1 protein-coding gene is annotated in these 244 nt (G+C 62.3%); it reads right to left on the reverse strand.

All coding sequences use genetic code 11. The features are described 5' to 3' along the window. Positions 1–208: NAD-dependent epimerase/dehydratase family protein (locus R0J88_RS22680; protein WP_410901275.1), on the reverse strand; the 208-nt coding region annotated here is incomplete at its 3' end. Between the last annotated feature and the right edge of the window lie 36 nt (positions 209–244).

Here is a 244-nt window from a genome sequence, read left to right on the forward strand (position 1 = left end):
GGTAGTACTTGCCGGGTGCGCTGACCGACTCGCCCACCTGGATGAACGAGGCAAAGTGGAACACTGCATCGAAGTGGCAGACGCCGAACAGCACATCCAGGGCAGCTTCGTCGGCAATGTCGAGCTTGGCCCACTGGATGCCGGAGCCAGGCGAAACCAGGTCCGCCACCACCACCTCATGGCCGGCACCGAGCAGGTGCTTGACCATGTGTGAGCCAATGTAGCCTGCACCACCCACTACCAG

Source organism: Pseudoalteromonas sp. SIMBA_162 (assembly GCF_046535955.1).
GTDB classification, from domain to species: domain Bacteria; phylum Pseudomonadota; class Gammaproteobacteria; order Enterobacterales; family Alteromonadaceae; genus Pseudoalteromonas; species Pseudoalteromonas marina.